Raw genomic sequence first — 15,980 nt, 5'->3', positions numbered from 1 at the left:
GTCACAGCAGCGTTCGCATACCCAGCAACGAGAACACAAACAGCATGGAAGTCGACACTGATTCAACAAGAACGGTGATACGTCCAGACATCAGCCATCAGCCAGCAAGTACCAGAAGCCCTCGGTCCGTAGTCGCCACTGAGGCGATCAAAAACCTTGCCTTGTGTCTATGGGAGATCAAAAAGAAGCAGCAAAGCCTTGAACACGAACGCGACTCGTTAGTACAGCAGCTCAACCTGGCTTACCTGCAAGGCCAGATGCATCAGTTTCTTAACGACGGCCAAGACGAGAAGGGCTACCTAATCAATCCCGAGCTAACTCTAGTGAGACGAACTGGCCAAAAGCAGTGGAACTACAGCCTCAGTTGCCATGAGATGGCATGCAAGCTCAAGGAGTATCAAAGGCACGAGCAACAAAATGGAGTCGCGAGTTACACGCAGGGATCAGCCTTTTGGGACATCAGGATGGACACGGTTAACTTGGCCATGTGAATTCAGCCGCCCTAGCGCTACTGCCGATAAGCCAACAAAAAAGCCACCCTCTCGGGTGGCTTCTCTGTTTCAACGCTCCAATCGGCTGATTAACAGCAGCGATTGGAGCGAGAGCTGGTTGGAGCAAAGAGTGTTTTACCTGGCATCGACCTATTTTCTCAGGGGGCTACCCCCCAAATATCGTCGGCGCTGCATCGTTTCACAGCCGAGTTCGAGATGGATCGGAGTGGTTCCAATGCGCCATGGACACCAGGATAGAAAACTTAGGTTAAAAGCTTTCAACTTCTTTGCTCTCAGGTGAACCCTGAGAACTGCATAGGTTACGAGATTACTCTCGCTCTAGAAGACAAAGATCTCGCCTCACATGGAGGCCTGAGAGCTGAGGTTTGGTCAAGCCCTCGGTCTATTAGTACTCCTCTGCTTCACGCATTACTGCGCTTCCACATAGAGCCTATCAACGGGTGTTCTTCCCGTGACCTTACTGGCTTAAGCCATGGGAATACTCATCTTGAGGTGGGCTTCCCACTTAGATGCTTTCAGCGGTTATCCACTCCGCACATGGCTACCCAGCGTTTACCGTTGGCACGATAACTGGTACACCAGAGGTGCGTTCCTCCCGGTCCTCTCGTACTAGGGAGAAATCCTCTCAATATTCCTGCGCATGCACCGGATATGGACCGAACTGTCTCACGACGTTCTGAACCCAGCTCGCGTACCGCTTTAATGGGCGAACAGCCCAACCCTTGGGACCGACTTCAGCCCCAGGTTGCGATGAGCCGACATCGAGGTGCCAAACCTCCCCGTCGATGTGAACTCTTGGGGGAGATCAGCCTGTTATCCCTAGAGTAACTTTTATCCGTTGAGCGACGGCCCTTCCACTCAGAACCGTCGGATCACTAAAGCCGAGTTTCCTCCCTGTTCGACTTGTAGGTCTCACAGTCAAGCTTGCTTCTGCTTTTACACTCGTCGGCTGATTTCCAACCAGCCTGAGCAAACCTTTGCGCGCCTCCGTTACCTTTTAGGAGGCGACCGCCCCAGTCAAACTGCCCACCAGATACTGTCCGGTTCCCGGATGACGGGTAACCGTTAGAACCCTAGCTCGCAAAGAGTGGTATCTCACCAGTGGCTCACCATCACCCACAAGCAATGGATCAAAGCCTCCCACCTATCCTGCGCATTGCGAGCCCGAGCACAATACCAAGCTACAGTAAAGCTTCATAGGGTCTTTCTGTCCGGGTGCACGTAGTCCGCATCTTCACAGACAATTCTATTTCGCCGAGCCTCTCTCCGAGACAGCGCCCAGATCGTTACGCCTTTCGTGCGGGTCGGAACTTACCCGACAAGGAATTTCGCTACCTTAGGACCGTTATAGTTACGGCCGCCGTTCACCGGGGCTTCAGTCGTTAGCTTCGCTTGCGCTGACCAACTTCTTTAACCTTCCGGCACTGGGCAGGCGTCAGCCCCCATACATCGTCTTGCGACTTAGCGGAGACCTGTGTTTTTGGTAAACAGTCGCCTGGGCCTATTCACTGCGACCAGCTCGCGCTGGCACCCCTTCTCCCGAAGTTACGGGGTCATTTTGCCGAGTTCCTTAGAGAGAGTTACCTCGCGCCCCTCGGTATTCTCTACCACCCCACCTGTGTCGGTTTCGGGTACAGGTAATCATGCCTTAACGGGTATAGGGCTTTTCTTGGAAGCTTGACGTCACCAACTTCGCTTCCGTAGAAGCTCGCACTCACGCCTCAGCTCAAGCTGTTTTCACCAGCTCTCAACGCCTCGAACGCTTGGACCGGTAACCAACATCCGGATTGGCTAGCCTTCTCCGTCCCCCTTCCCAAAACATGATCAGTACAGGAATGTTGACCTGTTGTCCATCGACTACGCCTTTCGGCCTCGCCTTAGGTCCTGACTAACCCTCCGCGGACGAGCCTGCCGGAGGAACCCTTAGGGTTTCGGGGAATGGGATTCTCACCCATTTTTTCGCTACTCAAGCCGACATTCTCACTTCCATGCAGTCCACGCCCGCTTACGCTAACGCTTCACCCCACATGGAACGCTCCCCTACCATTAAACAAGTTTAATCCGCAGCTTCGGTACAACACTTAGCCCCGTTCATTTTCGGCGCAGGATCGCTCGACCAGTGAGCTATTACGCACTCCTTTGAGGATGGCTGCTTCTAGGCAAACCTCCTGGTTGTCTGGGCAATCCCACCTCCTTTATCACTTAGTGTTGATTTGGGGACCTTAGCTGGCGGTCTGGGCTGTTTCCCTTTCGACCATGGAGCTTATCCCCCACAGTCTGACTGCCTAGTTACACACAGGGTATTCAGAGTTTGTCTCGATTTGGTACCGCTCTCGCAGCCCGCACCGAAACAGTGGCTTTACCCCCCTGCTGGAGCACTAGACGCTACGCCTCAACGTATTTCGGGGAGAACCAGCTAGCTCCGGGTTCGATTGGCATTTCACCCCTAACCACAGCTCATCCGCTGATTTTTCAACATCAGTCGGTTCGGACCTCCACTTGGTATCACCCAAGCTTCATCCTGGCCATGGTTAGATCACCCGGGTTCGGGTCTATAAACACTGACAATCGCCCTATTCAGACTCGCTTTCGCTATGGCTCCACCATTCCCGGTTTAACCTGCCAGTGCCTATAAGTCGCCGGCTCATTCTTCAACAGGCACACGGTCACCCGATCAGTCGGGCTCCCATTGCTTGTAAGCTCACGGTTTCATGTTCTATTTCACTCCCCTCCCGGGGTTCTTTTCACCTTTCCCTCGCGGTACTGTTGCGCTATCGGTCACACAGGAGTACTTAGCCTTACGAGGTGGTCCTCGCGGATTCACACGGAATTTCACGTGCTCCGTGCTACTCGGGATACAGCTAGCTCAGTTCAGTTTTCGAATACGGGACTTTCACCCTCTGTGGTGCGCCATTCAAACGCTTCTTCTAACATCCCTGATACACGTTGCTGTCCCACAACCCCGATGCTCGAAAGCATCGGTTTAGGCTCTTCCCCGTTCGCTCGCCGCTACTGAGGGAGTCGTTTTTACTTTCCTTTCCTCCAGCTACTAAGATGTTTCAGTTCGCTGGGTTGGCTCGTGCCGCCCTATAGATTCAGGCGGCCGTTCTAGGGGTTGCCCCATTCGGAAATTCCCGGATCAAAGCGTTTTTCCAGCTCCCCGAGACTTATCGCAGGTAAACACGTCCTTCATCGCCTCTGTGTGCCAAGGTATCCACCGTGAGCCCTTTGTAGCTTGACCAAATTTAATCCTCCTAACGCTTCAGGCTGTTGAGGCCTATTCTCTCAAAATTGTCAGCATTGCTGCTACCAATTAAGGATCAGACTCCCTCCGGCTCGGCGCCATCGGAAGAACGCTAGAAGGTCTCGGCTCTCAAAAATAGAATCACGAATCAACTCAAACCTGATAACGATCCATCAATGATGGCTCATCAGACTTGATTGACTCGCCTCTATGAGATGCTTTGTCTTTCCAGACTCACCTATGCAGTTGTCAAGGTTCTGCTGAATCTCATTGAAAAAACCTCTCGCGAGGCTCCTTCGCTGAATTCAGCATCAGGGCAACCATCCTTTGGAATGCTCTGAGGCTGAACTCTGCTCGATCGCTCGAGCTCGTTTGATCAGCGAACAACGTCTACGTCACCTCTCAAGAATTGCTTCCTGGTTGAGGAGTTCAGGTGTTAGTGGAGGTTAGCGGACTCGAACCGCTGACATCCTGCTTGCAAAGCAGGCGCTCTACCAACTGAGCTAAACCCCCAAGACTCATCGCCTCTTCATTGACATGCATCAATGAAAATTAAACTGAGTTTGAATGGGCCATCCTGGACTTGAACCAGGGACCTCACCCTTATCAGGGGTGCGCTCTAACCACCTGAGCTAATGGCCCAGGAAGTGAACCCTCTATGGGGTGACCTAGACAACGTTTAGGAACTAAAAATCAAGAATCAAGCATGAATGACTTGCCGAAACATCTCATTCATCTCAACCTTGAAGTTGAGGTACCGATCGACCTTCGAGATGACAGGATCATGGCCTGAGATTAAAATACTCAGACATCACAATCAGGTATTGTCTCCCTGTTAGGAGGTGATCCAGCCGCACCTTCCGGTACGGCTACCTTGTTACGACTTCACCCCAGTCATCAGCCCCACCTTCGACATCCTCCTCCACAAGGGTTGGAGTAACGGCTTCGGGCGTGGCCAACTTCCATGGTGTGACGGGCGGTGTGTACAAGGCCCGGGAACGTATTCACCGCAGTATGCTGACCTGCGATTACTAGCGATTCCTCCTTCACGTAGGCGAGTTGCAGCCTACGATCTGAACTGAGCCACGGTTTATGGGATTTGCTAGCTCTCGCGAGTTTGCTGCCCTTTGTCCGTAGCATTGTAGTACGTGTGTAGCCCAGGATGTAAGGGGCATGATGACTTGACGTCATCCACACCTTCCTCCGGTTTATCACCGGCGGTCTCGCTAGAGTGCCCAACTAAATGCTGGCAACTAACGACGTGGGTTGCGCTCGTTGCGGGACTTAACCCAACATCTCACGACACGAGCTGACGACAGCCATGCACCACCTGTCTCTGCGTTCCCGAAGGCACTCTCTCGTTTCCAAGAGATTCGCAGGATGTCAAACCCTGGTAAGGTTCTTCGCGTTGCATCGAATTAAACCACATACTCCACCGCTTGTGCGGGCCCCCGTCAATTCCTTTGAGTTTCACACTTGCGTGCGTACTCCCCAGGCGGAACACTTAACGCGTTGGCTACGACACCGGAGGGGTCGATTCCCCCGACACCTAGTGTTCATCGTTTACGGCCAGGACTACAGGGGTATCTAATCCCTTTCGCTCCCCTGGCTTTCGTCCATGAGCGTCAGTTATGGCCCAGCAGAGCGCCTTCGCCACTGGTGTTCTTCCCGATATCTACGCATTTCACCGCTACACCGGGAATTCCCTCTGCCCCTACCACACTCTAGTCTTGCAGTTTCCATTGCTGAAATGGAGTTAAGCTCCACGCTTTAACAACAGACTTACAAAACCGCCTGCGGACGCTTTACGCCCAATAATTCCGGATAACGCTTGCCACTCCCGTATTACCGCGGCTGCTGGCACGGAATTAGCCGTGGCTTATTCATCAAGTACCGTCAGATCTTCTTCCTTGATAAAAGAGGTTTACAGCCCAGAGGCCTTCATCCCTCACGCGGCGTTGCTCCGTCAGGCTTTCGCCCATTGCGGAAAATTCCCCACTGCTGCCTCCCGTAGGAGTCTGGGCCGTGTCTCAGTCCCAGTGTGGCTGATCATCCTCTCAGACCAGCTACTGATCGATGCCTTGGTAGGCTCTTACCCCACCAACTAGCTAATCAGACGCGAGCTCATCCTCAGGCGAAATTCATTTCACCTCGCGGCATATGGGGTATTAGCGGCCGTTTCCAGCCGTTATCCCCCTCCTGAGGGCAGATTCTCACGCGTTACTCACCCGTCCGCCACTAACCCGAAGGTTCGTTCGACTTGCATGTGTTAAGCACGCCGCCAGCGTTCATCCTGAGCCAGGATCAAACTCTCCGTTGTAGTTCAAGTCCTGTTGACTTACCCTCATCAGCAAGCTGCTTCGGTTCATCTCAACTTGAATTGCTCATCACCCATTCCATCCACTGGCGCAGATCAAACAGTTGGAGCCACTTCCTCTGACAGAAGCGTTCAAAGAGTGCAAAAACAAAATTTCTTTCGTCTTGACTTTCCAGGATCTCAGATCCGGTCGTTGCTCCACCCACTGCACACCGACAACAAACGCAGCCGTGAGAGCCACCCTTGTTGTAAAGCAATAGGCTTCTGCAACTAAAATTTTTGACGGGACCTCACACCTTCACTGCTCTTTGCGGCCAACCACTCACAAGCTCAACACCCTCTCGGGTGGTTCCTGTCAGCAGCTGACGCAGTGAAAGCGTCAGTTCCTAAACGTTTCAGTTGTCCAGGTGCTCCAATCACCGCAGCCTTTCGGCTCACCCTCTCAGGTGGCTCCTCTCGGAGTTGGCTCTCGGATCAGCGATCTCTCGACCGCTTGTTGAACCTACATCACCAGCGAAACCGGCTTTCAGTTCGAAGCAGCGTCTCAGCCGCTCTCTGAACCTACAACACCGATCGCTCGGGTCTTCGGTTCCTGCGACGATCGCCTCTCGGCTCACGCGCAGTCCAAAACCATATCACCCCTTGCCCGGTTGGTGTCAACCCATACAGCAGGGGATGACGAGACCGCTTGCCATTTCTAGGGTCTAGGCAGTGAGGCCCTTGGGCTGGAGGTCGAATGGCCAGGCAGTTCAGCCAAGAACGCCTGCGGGTACGGCCCAGCTCCAGTGAGGAAGCGGTGGTGAACGCCGCCCAGGAGCACTTCGAGCGCACCTTGATCCAGATCCGCGGGGAACTGGTGGGATCAATGGCCGCCCTCAGCCATCCAGGGGGAAAGGATCAAGCCCTCAACTACGACGAAGTGTTTCTGCGGGACAACGTTCCCGTGATGCTGCTCCTGCTGGTGCAGGGACGCTTCGCGATCGTGCGCAATTTCCTGGAAACCTGCCTGGAGCTCCAGAGCAGCGCGTATCAAACCCGCGGTGTGTTCCCCACCAGCTTTGTGGAACAGAACGGCGTGCTCGTCGCCGACTACGGCCAGCGTTCGATCGGTCGCATCACCTCTGTGGATGCGAGCTTGTGGTGGCCAGTGCTCTGCTGGCTGTATGTGCGGCGCAGCCGCGACTGGGAATTCGGCGCCAGCCAGCGCGTTCAGCGTGGCGTGCAACTGCTGCTTGATCTGGTGCTGCACCCCACCTTTGAAGGAACGCCGGTGCTGTTTGTGCCCGACTGCGCCTTCATGATTGATCGCCCCATGGACGTGTGGGGTGCACCGCTCGAGATCGAGGTGCTGCTCTACGGCTGCCTGGGCAGCTGCTGCCAGCTGATGGCACTGGCCCAGAAAAGCCACAACAGCCGCCTCCTGGAGCAGCGCCTCGTGCTCACCCGCGAGTGGAAGCACGAGCTGCGTCGCTACCTGCTCAAGCACTACTGGGTGACCAGCAAAACCATGCAGGTGCTGCGGCGGCGTCCCACTGAGCAATACGGCGAAAGCCAAGCACTCAACGAATTCAACGTGCAGCCGCAGGTCATTCCCCCGTGGCTGCAGGACTGGCTGGAAGACCGCGGCGGCTACCTGATCGGCAACATGCGCACGGGCCGGCCGGATTTCCGGTTTTACAGCCTGGGCAATTGCCTGGCCTGCCTGTTCGAGCTGATTACCGCGCCCCAGCAACGGGCCCTCTTCAGGCTGGTGCTGCATAACCGCGAGCACTTGATGGCTCAGATGCCAATGCGCATCTGCCACCCCCCCCTAGAGGGCGATGAATGGAGTGAAAAAACCGGCTCCGATCCCAAGAACTGGCCTTGGAGCTACCACAACGGCGGGCATTGGCCGAGCCTGCTCTGGTATCTGGGCGGAGCACTGCTGCTGCATGAACAGCGCTACCCACAAGCCGATGTGCTGCTGATGGGGCAGATGCGGGCGATGCTTGAGGAGTGCTACTGGATGCAGCTCAACCAGCTACCTCGCCAGCAGTGGGCTGAATACTTCGATGGACCCACCGGCACCTGGGTGGGCCAGCAAGCCCGTACCTATCAAACCTGGACCATTGTGGGATTTCTGCTCTTGCATCACCTGCTGCGGGTGAACCCCGCAGATGCCGGCCTGCTGGATATCAATCGCGATTGAAGAGCAGCTGGCAGAAGCACAAAAAAACCCGGTCTCACGACCGGGCTAGAGATCAGAGATCAGAGAGGCCGATCAGAAGAGGCCCAGGGTGAGGGACTTGTCGATGGGCAGAGCGGCGCCGATACCCAGATAGATGGTGAACACGGTGCCGAAGAGGAAAGCACCCATCGCCACCGGACGACGGAATGGGTTCTGAAACTTGTTGAAGCTCTCAATGAAGGGAATCAGCATCAGACCGAGAGGGATCATGGTCTGAAGGGCGATACCCAGAAGCTTGTTGGGCACCACACGCAGGATCTGGAACACCGGGTAGAGGTACCACTCGGGCAGGATCTCCAGCGGCGTGGCGAAAGGATCAGCCTTATCGCCCAGCATGGCGGGATCAAGCACAGCCAGACCAACCAGACAGGCAAGGGTGCCCAGGATCACCACCGGGAAGATGTAGAGGAGATCATTAGGCCAGGCAGGCTCGCCGTAATAGTTGTGGCCCATGCCCTTGGCCAGCTTGGCCCGCAGCTTGGGATCGCTCAGATCTGGCTTCTTGAGGACGTGCATGAGAGTGACCGGTGGAAGGGTCGAGTTGAGGTGAGGCTAGAAAACTTGGGATGGCCGTCGCAACGGCCAACTAGCAAAGAACCCGGGATCGCAACAATGCGAAACCCGGGATCAACAAGGTGATCAGAGGGGACCGGAGATGCCCTGCTTCCGGATCATCAGGAAGTGGATGAGCATGAACACCGCAAGGAGCCAGGGCATCACGAAGGTGTGCAGGCTGTAGAAGCGGGTGAGCGTGGACTGGCCAACGCTCTCGCCACCGCGGAGGAGCTCAACCATGAAGTCGCCCACCACGGGCACTGCAGCGGGAACACCTGACACAATCTTCACGGCCCAATAACCGACTTGGTCCCAGGGAAGGGAATAGCCGGTGACACCGAAGGAGACGGTGATCACTGCCATGGTGACGCCGGTGATCCAGGTGAGCTCGCGAGGACGCTTGAAGCCACCGGTGAGATACACGCGGAAGACGTGCAGGATCAGCATCAGCACCATCATCGAGGCACTCCAGCGGTGCACCGAGCGAATCAGCCAGCCAAAGCTGACGTCGGTCATCAGGTACTGCACCGAGGCGTAGGCCTCAGCCACGGTGGGCTTGTAATAGAAGGTCATCGCGAAGCCAGTCGCGAACTGCACCAGGAAGCAGACCAGGGTGATGCCGCCCAGGCAATAAAAGATGTTGACGTGGGGCGGCACGTACTTCGACGCAACGTCGTCAACGATCTCCTGGATGTCCAGGCGCTCGTTGAACCAGTCGTAAACGGGCGAGGACTTTCCGCCGGGGGCGGGCGAGGAATTCGCCATGCAGCGAGAGGGTTTGGTTGGCAGAGTCTACCGATCACCTCCGGGGGCCCGTGAGCGCTGCACAGCCTGTGACACCGATGCGGCAGCGCCTGCGCGATGGGTTGAGCCGGAGCGCCAGAGCAGTGGCCACTCTTGGGCTGTGCAGCCTGCTGTTACTGGGTTGTGGTGCAGCAAGTGCCCTGGCTCTCAACGACGGCCAGCAGCTTGTTGTGGAGAGCTGGAGGCTGGTGAACCAGAGCTACGTGGATCCGGATCGCTTCGAGACCATCCACTGGAAGCGACTCCGCCAAAAGGCTCTGGAGCGCTCCATCCAAACCAGCGCGGAGGCCTACGACGCCATCGAATGGATGCTCGAGCCGATTGGAGACCCCTACACACGCCTGTTACGCCCGGCCGATTTCAGCGCTCTCAAAGCAAGCACCCAGGGCAGCGTGAGTGGGGTAGGGCTCCAGCTGGGAATCCGCCAGGACGACACCGCCGTCGTGGTGATCGCACCGCTGGAGGGATCACCCGCAGCCGAGGCCGGCATCAGCAGTGGCAGCGAACTGTTGAAGGTGGATGGGGTCAGCACCGCCGACCTGGGCTTAGAGAGCACAGCAGCCCGGCTGCGGGGCCCGGCCGGCAGCTCCGTACTCATCGAGCTACGCCCACCTGGCGGCCGAGCTCGGGAGGTGGACCTCAAGCGCCGTGAGGTGAACCTGCAGCCGGTGCGCAACCGCCTGGTGGAGCGCAACGGGCACCGGCTCGGCTACTTGCGGATCACCCAGTTCGCTGAAACGGTTCCCCAAGAGGTGGCCGCAGCCCTGGCTGAGCTGCAACAGCAAGGCAGTGAGGGGCTGGTGCTGGATCTGCGCAACAACTCAGGCGGCCTGGTGAGTGCTGGGCTGGCCGTGGCCGATGAACTGCTCGATGGAGCCCCCATCGTGGAAACCCGCAATCGCGAGGGCTTCGCCGACCCTCAGCAAGCCAACCGCGGCAGCCTGTACGACGGCCCCTTGCTCACCTTGGTGAATAGCGGCACCGCCAGCGCCAGTGAAATCCTGGCCGGCGCCCTGCAGGACGACGGCCGCTCGGAGCTGATGGGCAGCCGCACCTTCGGCAAGGGGCTGATTCAGACCCTGATCGGGCTGGGCGGCGATGGCAGCGGCCTGGCGGTCACCGTGGCTCGCTACGTGACCCCTAACGGACGTGACATCCAAAACCTGGGCATCGAACCCGATCAGCCGCTGCCGGCCCCTGAGCCGCTGGAACCGGGTGGTTCAGGTGATCGCTGGCTGGATGCAGCGCTGGATCAGTTGAGCCAACAGCTTGAGGCCACCAGCTGATGGGATCCCGCACCTACCACGACCCCCTCCATGGCGCGATCCGCCTTAACCGGGAGCACCCCGCTGAAGCGCTGGCGATCCAGCTGATCGACACCCCGCCGTTTCAGCGGCTGCGGCGGATTCGACAACTGGGCCCTGCCTATCTCACCTTTCACGGAGCTGAGTCCAGCCGCTTTACCCACTCCCTGGGAGTGCTGCAGCTGGCTAGACGCGCCCTGGGCGAGCTGAACCGCCGCCAAAACGATCTCGAACGCGATGCTGGCCTGCTCTACGCCGCGGCCCTACTGCACGATGTGGGCCACGGCCCTCTCAGCCACTCCGGTGAAGAGATGTATGGCCTGCACCATGAACAGTGGTCAGCCCGGCTGATCCGCGAGCACCCGAGCCTGAAGGATCCGCTGGACGCGATGGAAGCGGGCATGGCAGACGCGGTTGCCGATCTGCTGGAGCATGGGCGATGCCGCAATCCAGCCATCAAAGCCTTGGTGAGCAGCCAGCTGGATTGCGATCGACTCGATTACCTACTTCGCGACAGCTACAGCACCGGCACCAGTTACGGACAACTTGACCTGGAACGGATCTTGGCCAGCCTCACCCTGGCCCCGGATGGCCAGTTGGCACTGCACCCCAAAGGGCTGATGGCCGTGGAGCACTACCTAGTGGTGCGCAACCTGATGTATCGGAGCGTGTACAACCACCGCCTCAATGTGGTGTGCAACTGGCTACTCAGCCGCTGCATTGCCGTGGCACGCCAACTCGGACCTACCAGGGTGTGGGCGGATGCGGTGATGCAGCGCTGGCTATGGCATCCCCAGGAGCTCACCCTGGAGGAGTTTCTGGGCAATGACGACCACCGCACCGGTTATCACCTGCAGCGCTGGCGCGAGGAGGGACCGGCCGAGCTGCAGGAGCTCTGCGGGCGCCTGCTGGATCGGCGCTTGCTCAAGGCCAGTGATGTGAGCTCCCTCAGCCGGGAGCGCAGGCTGGAGCTGCTGGCTCTGGCCAGACGCCTAAGCGAGCAGGAGGGGTTGAGGGCCGATCTGTGCTGCGGGCTGCAAAGCCAGCACAACCGCGGCTATCACCCTTACAGAGGCGGATTGCGCCTCTGGGATGGGCATCAACTCACCGCCTTGGAGCAACGCTCCGCCCTTGTCAGAAGCCTGAGCACCGCCAGCGAAAGTGCCTGGCTGATCCATCCACCTGAGATCACCGCAACGCTGCGCCAGCAGCTGGCGCTGGAAGCCGCGGGGGAAGCTGATTAAGTTGCTCGCCATGCACTCCAGCCCTCAGCACCTACGGCTCAAAAGCGAGGCCAACAGCAGCGCCTCCACGCTGGATGAAGTGAAAACCTGGCTCGATAGCCATCACGAGGCTGGCGCGATCTGGCTGCACTGCAGCGATCGCATCGTGACCCTGCCCGAGCTGCGGGCCATTCAAACTCGGGTCGAAACCACTGGTAGCTGGATCGAGCGAGTGGTGGCCCGTGAGGCCCTTGGCCTGGTGGCTGCCGCGGGCCTAGCCCTCGAAACCGCTCTGGAGCAAGCCAGCGAAACGCCCCAGAACATCCCCTCTCCTCCAGATTCCCTCACCATCCACCGCGGCACCCTGCGTTCAGGGGACCACCTTGAGGTGGAGGGATCCCTGCTGGTGCTGGGTGACGTGAATCCAGGTGCGAGGGTGAGCGCCCGTGGAGATGTGCGGGTGTGGGGCAGGCTTCGGGGCGTGGCTCATGCCGGCTCAGGCGGCGATCAGCGGGCGCGGATCGTCGCACTGCAGCTACGGCCATTGCAGCTGCGGATTGCCGATGCAGTGGCCCGTGGGCCTGAGGATCTTCCGCCAGCAGGCTTCTGCGAGCAAGCCATCTTGATCCAGGGCTCCATTGCCATCGAACCAGCCGAGCCGCACTGGTCGGTCGAAGCACGTCGGGGGATCAACGGTTAACCAAACCCAGCGCGCCCATCAACCCCGCCACTGCCATGAACCACAGCGGTGAAATCTTGGTGCGAAGCATCAGCACACAAACCACCAACGACACCGCGTAGGCCGGTGTGTCGTGATCGGAAATGCGCAGAATTTTCAGGCCCACAGAGAAGAGGATCCCCAACGTGATCGGGCCCAGCCCCCGCTCGAAAGCCACGCGCCAGGGGCTATTGCGCATGCGATTCCAACTCAAGGCGGCCACCACCATCAACACGGTGGAAGGCAAGAGAATCGATATCTCTGCGACCAGGCCGCTTAGCAGCGCCCAAAAGGCTCCCTCCTTCACGGCAGCCCCCATCCCCAGCAGGCCCACGATCATTGAACTCGGGCCAGGCGAAGCCTCAGCGATGGCGTAGATGTCAGCGAATTGGCGGGAAGACAGCCAGCAGTACTGCTCCACGGCCATGTGGTGGTACTCGTTAAGAAGAGTGTTGCCACCACCCAGCGAAAACAGCGAGAGACTCAGAAAATCCCAGATCACTGCCAGCAAATTGCGCCAATCGCTGAGCGCAACGGCTTGACAGGCAGCCGTGGTGGCAGAAACAGCAGCAGCGGTGGCGCTCATGGCTGCTGTTCTGCTCGAGGCCAATACCAGGCCATGGCCAGAGGAGCAGCCACCAGCACCAGGGGAATCAATCGCACATGAAACACACTCATGGCGATAAAACTGCCGCCGGCCAACAGCATCGCCACTGGATCTCGGGTATAAACCCCGGCGATCTTGAAGCCCATCGAGAGGGCCATACCCGCCGATGCTGTGATCACACCAGCAAGCACCCGATCCACCGCCAGGGTTTCATGCAGGTAGTAGTAACTGAGACCCAACACCATCAGAACGCTGAAGGGAAGCAGCAAAATACCAAGCAGAGCTACAACAGCACCACTCAAGCCATGGAAGCGACTACCGATATAAACAGCCATGTTGATCTGATTAGGCCCTGGAAATAGACGAGCCACAGTGAGGCCGGTGATGAACTCCTCTTTGTTCATCCATTGGCGATCTTCCACCACAATCCGCTCACTCCAGGCAGAGAGGCCACCCCCAAAGGAGGAAAGCGCCACCTGCTGCATGCCGAGAAACAACTGAAGATGGGTGGGATACGGCGCAGATTCAGTCATCAATCGTGAACGAAATGCGGATCAGGAGCCAGCTCACCATGCTCGTGATAAGCGGGATCAAGTGGATCGGGAGCGCTGTACTTCTTGGAAGCCTCCCAATCAGCCTCAAAAATCGCCTCAAGGCGTTTCATCACATCGCGAGAATTGATCTCGATCCCGAGCTCACGGCGTACATCAAAGGCGCTGCGGTCAATGTTCATCGAACCGGTCATCGCCGCCTGGCCATCCACCAGGATCAACTTGGCGTGCAACTTGAGGTGCTGCTGACGGCGGATTTTCACACCAAAAAGCTCCATCACCCTCAGGGAGCTGAAGGTGTCATACACATCCCAATCGCTCAGGCCATGCTTACCGCCGCAGAGCACCCGCACCTTCACGCCTCGTTCTCGTGCCGCCACGATGCGCTCGAGGATCACTGCATCCACGAATTTGGGGTGCTGGATCCATAGGGTCTTGCGGGCCGAGTCGATCACACGAGCCATCTGGCCGCGGCTATGGGCGTTGCTCCACACCAGGCCCACATCCAGTCGGGGCTCGAAAAAGCTGCGGTGCCAATCGGCCTCAAAGCCGGCCCGCACCTGCTCAATGACCACGGGGTCATGGGTGATCACACCGTAATCGCGGGTTTCTGTGAAATATTTATCGGAGAGGTTGAAGGTGGCGATCAGGGCCGCATGGCCATCGATCACCATCGACTTCTCATGGGTGACAGGGAAACATTCACTTGTCCACACCACTTCATGGCCGTGGCTCTGCAGCAAAGCGAAGGCTTCATCGTTCCAGCGGTCACCGCCGGATGTATGGGGGTTGAGCATCACCCGCACCCGCACACCCCGCTCCCGAGCGCGGATCAGGGCTTGCTCAACCTGCTCGCTCTGCAGCTTGAACTGCTTGAGCAGCAGCTCCTGGCAGGCCTGATCGATGAGGTCAACAACTGCCGCACCCCCGTCATCAGGCATAACAAGCAGGCGCTGGCCGCTGGTGCTGCCGCTCATGGGACTGATCTACAGGCGTATCGGGTTGTTCTAAGGGATGCGGCCCCGCCTGCCCAGTGACAGCGACACCAAGCCGACGCAGCAAATGGCCTTAACCTGCCTCGATTCCAGATCGTGCCCGTGACCAGCTCGGGAAGCCGCTCCATCTTGATTTGCTCAGGCAAGGGGGGCGTGGGGAAAACCACGCTCACGGCCAACCTGGGCATCGCGCTTGCCCGCCAGGGCATGCGCACCGCCGTGCTCGATGCCGACTTTGGCCTGCGGAACCTTGATCTGCTGCTGGGCCTGGAAAACCGGATCGTCTACACCGCCCAAGAGGTGCTCTCCGGCAACTGCCGCCTCGATCAGGCGCTGGTGAAACACAAGCTGGAGCCGAACCTGGCGCTCCTGCCGGCAGGCAACCCACGCATGCTCGAGTGGCTCAAGCCTGAAGACATGCAAACCATCGTGGGCATGCTGCGCGAGAGCTTCGACATCGTGCTGATCGACTGCCCCGCCGGCATTGAAGACGGCTTCAAAAACGCGGCCGGCGCCGCAAAAGAAGCCATCGTGATCACCACCCCGGAAGTGTCCGCCGTGCGGGACGCTGACCGCGTGATCGGCCTGCTCAACACCCGCGGTATCAAGCCGATCCAGCTGGTGCTCAATCGGGTGCGGCCCAAAATGATGGCCAACCAGGACATGCTGGCCGTCGACGACGTGACCGACATCCTGGCCCTGCCTCTGCTGGGCCTGGTGCTCGAAGACGAGCAGGTGATCGTGAGCACCAACCGCGGAGAACCCCTCACCCTCAACGGCAACAACTCGCCTGCGGCACAGGCCTACAACAACATTGCCCGCCGCATCTGCGGGGAAGACGTTCCCCTGATCGATCCCGCCAAAGTGCGGCGAGGCTTGCGGGCCAAGCTCGGCCGCCTGATGCAAACCAAGATCTTCTGAAC

At 58.2% G+C, this 15,980-nt stretch carries 11 protein-coding genes, 2 tRNA genes and 3 rRNA genes; 6 read left to right on the top strand and 10 right to left on the bottom strand.

The features are described from left to right. Nucleotides 1-44 precede the first annotated feature (44 nt). Nucleotides 45-491: a hypothetical protein gene (locus tag KJJ24_RS13640; protein ID WP_214339525.1), complete on the top strand. Its 447-nt coding sequence runs from the start codon at nucleotides 45-47 to the stop codon at nucleotides 489-491. Nucleotides 492-628: 137 nt separating this feature from the next. Here the strand turns inward: KJJ24_RS13640 and rrf are convergent. The 5 genes from rrf to KJJ24_RS13615 all read right to left on the bottom strand — a co-directional run bounded on the left by rrf (nucleotide 629) and on the right by KJJ24_RS13615 (nucleotide 6,076). After that, nucleotides 629-745, bottom strand: a 5S ribosomal RNA gene (gene rrf, locus KJJ24_RS13635). Between the two features lie 132 nt (nucleotides 746-877). Continuing rightward, nucleotides 878-3,753: ribosomal RNA gene (locus KJJ24_RS13630) — 23S ribosomal RNA — on the bottom strand. 443 nt (nucleotides 3,754-4,196) lie between these two features. Beyond that, nucleotides 4,197-4,269, bottom strand: a tRNA-Ala gene (locus KJJ24_RS13625). Nucleotides 4,270-4,324: 55 nt separating this feature from the next. After that, nucleotides 4,325-4,398 (bottom strand) — tRNA-Ile (locus KJJ24_RS13620). A 193-nt stretch (nucleotides 4,399-4,591) separates the two neighbouring features. Further along, a 16S ribosomal RNA gene (locus KJJ24_RS13615) occupies nucleotides 4,592-6,076 on the bottom strand. Together the 16S, 23S and 5S rRNA genes with 2 tRNA genes alongside form the textbook arrangement of a ribosomal RNA operon. 733 nt (nucleotides 6,077-6,809) lie before the next feature. Here KJJ24_RS13615 and KJJ24_RS13610 point away from each other — a divergent pair. Then, nucleotides 6,810-8,261 (top strand): glycoside hydrolase 100 family protein, encoded by a 1,452-nt coding sequence (locus tag KJJ24_RS13610; RefSeq protein ID WP_214339524.1) that lies wholly within the window; start codon nucleotides 6,810-6,812, stop codon nucleotides 8,259-8,261. Between the two features lie 72 nt (nucleotides 8,262-8,333). Here the strand turns inward: KJJ24_RS13610 and petD are convergent, their stop codons facing one another. After that, the gene (gene petD / locus KJJ24_RS13605) at nucleotides 8,334-8,816 is read right to left on the bottom strand and encodes a cytochrome b6-f complex subunit IV (protein ID WP_214339523.1); all 483 of its coding nucleotides are present in this window, start codon (nucleotides 8,814-8,816) and stop codon (nucleotides 8,334-8,336) included. 123 nt (nucleotides 8,817-8,939) lie between these two features. Further along, nucleotides 8,940-9,620, bottom strand: coding sequence for a cytochrome b6 (gene petB / locus KJJ24_RS13600; RefSeq protein WP_214339522.1), 681 nt, complete (start codon nucleotides 9,618-9,620; stop codon nucleotides 8,940-8,942). A gap of 77 nt (nucleotides 9,621-9,697) precedes the next feature. Here petB and ctpZ point away from each other — a divergent pair, with 77 nt between their 5' ends. Genes ctpZ through minC form a run of 3 tightly spaced genes read left to right on the top strand, consistent with a single transcriptional unit; the run spans nucleotide 9,698 to nucleotide 12,886 of the window. Continuing rightward, entirely contained in the window at nucleotides 9,698-10,945 is a 1,248-nt protein-coding gene (gene ctpZ / locus KJJ24_RS13595) for a carboxyl-terminal processing protease CtpZ (protein WP_214343721.1), read from the top strand. Next, entirely contained in the window at nucleotides 10,945-12,207 is a 1,263-nt protein-coding gene (locus KJJ24_RS13590; protein ID WP_214339521.1) for an HD domain-containing protein, read from the top strand. Before ctpZ ends, KJJ24_RS13590 begins: the two co-directional genes overlap by 1 nt. A gap of 10 nt (nucleotides 12,208-12,217) precedes the next feature. Then, a complete protein-coding gene (gene minC / locus KJJ24_RS13585; RefSeq protein WP_214339520.1) occupies nucleotides 12,218-12,886 on the top strand; it encodes a septum site-determining protein MinC in 669 nt (222 codons plus the stop codon). On the opposite strand, the gene KJJ24_RS13580 is transcribed toward minC, so the two are convergent. The 3 genes from KJJ24_RS13580 to KJJ24_RS13570 are packed head-to-tail and all read right to left on the bottom strand — an operon-like array spanning nucleotide 12,876 to nucleotide 15,039. Next, a complete protein-coding gene (locus tag KJJ24_RS13580) occupies nucleotides 12,876-13,490 on the bottom strand; it encodes a chromate transporter (protein WP_214339518.1) in 615 nt (204 codons plus the stop codon). The two genes, minC and KJJ24_RS13580, sit on opposite strands and share 11 nt — an antisense overlap. Next, a complete protein-coding gene (locus KJJ24_RS13575; protein ID WP_214339516.1) occupies nucleotides 13,487-14,044 on the bottom strand; it encodes a chromate transporter in 558 nt (185 codons plus the stop codon). The genes KJJ24_RS13580 and KJJ24_RS13575 overlap by 4 nt, the downstream gene beginning before the upstream one ends. Then, the gene (locus KJJ24_RS13570; RefSeq protein ID WP_214339513.1) at nucleotides 14,044-15,039 is read right to left on the bottom strand and encodes a phosphatidylserine/phosphatidylglycerophosphate/cardiolipin synthase family protein; all 996 of its coding nucleotides are present in this window, start codon (nucleotides 15,037-15,039) and stop codon (nucleotides 14,044-14,046) included. The genes KJJ24_RS13575 and KJJ24_RS13570 overlap by 1 nt, the downstream gene beginning before the upstream one ends. Nucleotides 15,040-15,159: 120 nt before the next feature. Between KJJ24_RS13570 and minD the strand changes: the two genes are divergently transcribed. Continuing rightward, nucleotides 15,160-15,978 carry a septum site-determining protein MinD gene (minD, locus tag KJJ24_RS13565; RefSeq protein ID WP_214339511.1) on the top strand — a complete coding sequence of 273 codons (819 nt, stop codon included), beginning with the start codon at nucleotides 15,160-15,162 and terminating at the stop codon, nucleotides 15,976-15,978. Nucleotides 15,979-15,980: the final 2 nt, after the last annotated feature.

This window comes from Synechococcus sp. LA31 (assembly GCF_018502385.1).
Lineage (GTDB): Bacteria > Cyanobacteriota > Cyanobacteriia > PCC-6307 > Cyanobiaceae > Vulcanococcus.
Note: the sequence above shows the minus strand (reverse complement) of the source record. Positions and strands in the feature narration are given on the sequence as shown.

Bases quoted from the DNA above. Each gene is read 5' to 3' on its own strand.
- KJJ24_RS13640 (WP_214339525.1), top strand. From the start codon at position 45: ATGGAAGTCGACACTGATTCAACAAGAACGGTGATACGTCCAGACATC.
- KJJ24_RS13610 (WP_214339524.1), top strand. From the start codon at position 6,810: ATGGCCAGGCAGTTCAGCCAAGAACGCCTGCGGGTACGGCCCAGCTCC.
- petD (WP_214339523.1), bottom strand. From the start codon at position 8,816: ATGCACGTCCTCAAGAAGCCAGATCTGAGCGATCCCAAGCTGCGGGCC.
- petB (WP_214339522.1), bottom strand. From the start codon at position 9,620: ATGGCGAATTCCTCGCCCGCCCCCGGCGGAAAGTCCTCGCCCGTTTAC.
- ctpZ (WP_214343721.1), top strand. From the start codon at position 9,698: ATGCGGCAGCGCCTGCGCGATGGGTTGAGCCGGAGCGCCAGAGCAGTG.
- KJJ24_RS13590 (WP_214339521.1), top strand. From the start codon at position 10,945: ATGGGATCCCGCACCTACCACGACCCCCTCCATGGCGCGATCCGCCTT.
- minC (WP_214339520.1), top strand. From the start codon at position 12,218: ATGCACTCCAGCCCTCAGCACCTACGGCTCAAAAGCGAGGCCAACAGC.
- KJJ24_RS13580 (WP_214339518.1), bottom strand. From the start codon at position 13,490: ATGAGCGCCACCGCTGCTGCTGTTTCTGCCACCACGGCTGCCTGTCAA.
- KJJ24_RS13575 (WP_214339516.1), bottom strand. From the start codon at position 14,044: ATGACTGAATCTGCGCCGTATCCCACCCATCTTCAGTTGTTTCTCGGC.
- KJJ24_RS13570 (WP_214339513.1), bottom strand. From the start codon at position 15,039: ATGAGCGGCAGCACCAGCGGCCAGCGCCTGCTTGTTATGCCTGATGAC.